The sequence below is a fragment of the Saccharopolyspora soli genome (genome assembly GCF_022678645.1).
In the GTDB taxonomy this organism is placed as follows: domain Bacteria; phylum Actinomycetota; class Actinomycetes; order Mycobacteriales; family Pseudonocardiaceae; genus Saccharopolyspora; species Saccharopolyspora soli.
The window spans coordinates 1-3,148 of record NZ_JALBWV010000151.1 but is presented as its reverse complement, the minus strand read 5'-3'; the positions used below and the strand labels follow the sequence as shown (position 1 = coordinate 3,148).

General features: G+C 70.2%; 2 protein-coding genes. Both read right to left on the bottom strand.

Annotated elements, in window-relative coordinates; translation table 11 throughout:
• Positions 1 to 171: 171 nt before the first annotated feature.
• Positions 172 to 1,731: a phosphodiester glycosidase family protein gene (locus MOQ72_RS43995; RefSeq protein ID WP_242192011.1), complete on the bottom strand. Its 1,560-nt coding sequence runs from the start codon at positions 1,729 to 1,731 to the stop codon at positions 172 to 174.
• Between the two features lie 427 nt (positions 1,732 to 2,158).
• On the bottom strand, positions 2,159 to 3,025 hold the full coding sequence (locus MOQ72_RS43990) for an NAD(P)-dependent oxidoreductase (protein ID WP_242192010.1): 867 nt from the start codon (positions 3,023 to 3,025) through the stop codon (positions 2,159 to 2,161).
• Positions 3,026 to 3,148: the final 123 nt, after the last annotated feature.

Sequence of the window (3,148 nt, the reverse complement as noted above, 5' to 3'; positions counted from 1 at the left end):
CCCCCCCCCCCCCCCCCCCCCCCGCCGCCCGGGCCGGGCCCCCCCCCCCGCCCGGGCGGCGGGGGGGGGCCCCCCCCCCCCCCCCCCCCCCCCCCCCCCCCCCCCCCCCCGGGGGGGGGCCCCCCCCCCCCCCCCCCCCCCCGCTGGCCCCCCCCCCCCCACGACTTGCGTTCAGCGTCGTGGCAGCAGCAACAACGCGTCGCCGATGGCGCGCTCGCCAGTCGCGTCGGAGGGGTTGGTCACCAGCTGACCGTCGACGACCATTCCGGCCGAGCCTCCGCCGTCGAGCGCCATCGCGTCGACGGCGCCCATCGAGCGGATGAATTCGGCGGCCTCTTGCAGGCCCCATCCATCGCTGAAACCGGGCTGACGGCCGTCGGTGGTGGCCAGGATGATCCGGCCCCGCGCGTCCACGCCGATGATGCTGCGCGGGTTGCGCTTGAGACCCCAGGTGTAGGCGATGGATCGATCGCCGTCGCGGATGATCCCGTCCTCCTGCAGGTTCATCTGGACCTGTCCGTCCCGGACCAGTTGCGGACCACCGTTGACGACATCGTCGTTCGGTCCGAAGTGGACTGGGGCGCCCCGTTCGTCGCGGATCTGCTGGTCGACTAGCAGTGGTTCGCCCGGCCGCGCGTTGGCGGTCAGCCAGTTGGCCGCTTCGCCCACGCCCTGGACCACGGTGCCACCGGGCGGAACCGGTCCACCGGCCGGTCGGACCTCGACGACTCGGCCGGTGGCATCGCGAACGGCCTCGACACCATCGCCAGCCGGTGTCGATGCGCCGAGCTCATCGGTGAACAGCACGAGCTCGTCCGGATCGGTGCAGGTCACGTCGTGCTGCGGACGTTCGGTCGGGCTGTCGCCGCCCAAGCCGCCGCAGTTGCGGATCCTGCCGGGAATCCGGTTGATCCCGTCGACGACCAGTTGCTGCCCACGCGCCGACGCGACGATTTCCGTGGACAGCTTGGCGATCCGCGGGCGCATGCCATTTCCGTCCAGGACCAGCGCGACGCGACCGTTCGTCGCCGCGCTCTGCAACTGGCCGTCGTAGACGCCGATGCCAGCGGGCGCTCCGGGAAGGCCGTCCTTGTCCTCCACCACGAAGAACCCCGCGTTGATGCCGAGCGTCGCGTCCCGCTGCGCGGACATGTCGGTGAGCTTTTCCCGCCCCGCCACGAAGTTCCCGTAGCTGGCGGTCAGTTCGCCGTCGAACCGCGCGGGGTCGATGATCGCGACGCTGGTCCGGGCGATGCCGGTGCCCGGCATGGCATCCGCACCCGTCCACTCGGTGATGGCGTCGAAACCAGCCGCATCCACCTGTCGCTCCAGCTCCGCAGCCTGGTCCCGGCCGCCGAATCCGCCTGCCCGCACCCGCCACCCGACGGGACCTGGAGCGACATCGACGCCGGAGGGCCAATCGACGCGCTCGACCCTGGGCTCGAAACCGCTGGCGCGAAGCCTTTCCGCCGCTGCTCGGGCGTCCGGCTCGGCGCCGAGCTGCTGCGGGCCGTTGGGGGCGGCGAACTGCACGGTCACCGTCCAGAAATCGGCACCAGGCCTGCCTTGCACTTCCCCCTGGTACAGCGTGACACCGGGCGACACCTCGGTGCGCTGCCAATCCCGGACCGGGTCCGGCACGACGTCGCTCGCGGTGGCGGTCCCCGCACAGGTCCCCATCAGGGTTACCGCGAGCAGGCTTGCGGCCGCGGCTTTACCGGGTCTGGTCATCATTTCTCCATTCGTTCCTGGCCCGAAGCAGCTCAACACCCGGTCCGGACACACGTGTGTCGAGAGCTGAACCACCAAATGAACGGCGCAGGAAACGCGCGAAGAACATGATCCCGTGGACAACACGCGGATGGTCCCGCCGGATCCATGCCTCTCACCAGGCAGGACGGCCGCTCGTTTCGGCACGGCCGATGTGGAACTACGACGTGGTCGCGGCCATCGTCGCGAAGGCAGGGCCCGTGCCGGAACAGCAGCGGCACAGCGGGAATCGGCCGGAGCGCACCGGCTACGCGGTCGGCCTCGCCGGGAGCGCGGTGCTCCGGGGTCTCCCACTCCGGGTCGGCCAGCACGTCCTGGAAGCGGACCACTGGCTGCCCGAACGGCAACGAGGTCTCCCGTTCCTTGGCCATCCGGGCAGCTCCTGGATCTATTGTGCGGTGTTGGCCTCGATGTTCGTTGTGAGCTCCGGAAGGCGGTTGGATGCGTCGACCGCCCGGTCGACGACGTTGCGTGCCTGATCGCCGAGACCCTCGACCGCAGCGCTGAACAGACCCATGTCGATCAGCTGGAGTTGCTTGAGGTGCGCGGCGTTCTCCGAGGTGACGGACCCGCCGAATGCTTGGAGGGCGAAGCTGGTCGCCGATCCGGAGCGCAGCACCTCGATCAGCGGCTGGAGCGGCAGGTCCAGTTTGGTCGCCACTTCCAGCACCTCGGCGATGTTCCGCTGGTTCAGCATCATCAGCGCGTTGTTGAACAGCTTGCCGAACTGGCCGGTACCAACCGGGCCCATGTGGATCACGATCTTCGAGAACGCCTTGAAGATCGGGGTGACTTTCTCGACCGCAGCGGCCGGGCCTCCGACGATGGTCGTCAGCTGGCGCGCCACGGCGACCGCGTGCCCGCCGCTCACCGGCGCGTCGAGCACGGCGATGTCGTACGGCGCTGCGAGCTCCGTGAGCTTCTGGGCTTCTGAGGGCAGGCCGGTCCCGTGGTTGATGAGGATCGTGCCCGGACGCATGTTCTCCAGCAGGCCGCCGTCCATGGCGACCTGCACGTTGTCCGAGTCTTGCGGGAGGCACAACGCCACCACGTCGCTCCCGGCCGCCAGCTCGGCGACCGAGTTCGCCGCGGTGAAGGGTGTGCCGTCGAGCGCATCGAGCGAGGCCGGGCGGCGGGCCCACACGAGCAGCGGGTATCCGGAGTCGCCGATGGCTTGTGCGATGGGGGCGCCTTGATCACCGAGACCGACGAAGCCGACCGTGGGCTGGGCTTGGTCTCCGGGTGTTGCGGGCATGGTTCTTCCTCCGTGGTGGGGCGGGTGGCACCTCGCCTGGTGACGTGTGGCCGGGTGGTTAGGGGTGGGTGGTGGCGATGGTGTCGAGTTCGGTGATGGCGTTGGTGGGGAGGGTGAGGGTGG

Bases quoted from the DNA above. Each gene is read 5' to 3' on its own strand.
- MOQ72_RS43995 (WP_242192011.1), bottom strand. From the start codon at position 1,731: ATGACCAGACCCGGTAAAGCCGCGGCCGCAAGCCTGCTCGCGGTAACC.
- MOQ72_RS43990 (WP_242192010.1), bottom strand. From the start codon at position 3,025: ATGCCCGCAACACCCGGAGACCAAGCCCAGCCCACGGTCGGCTTCGTC.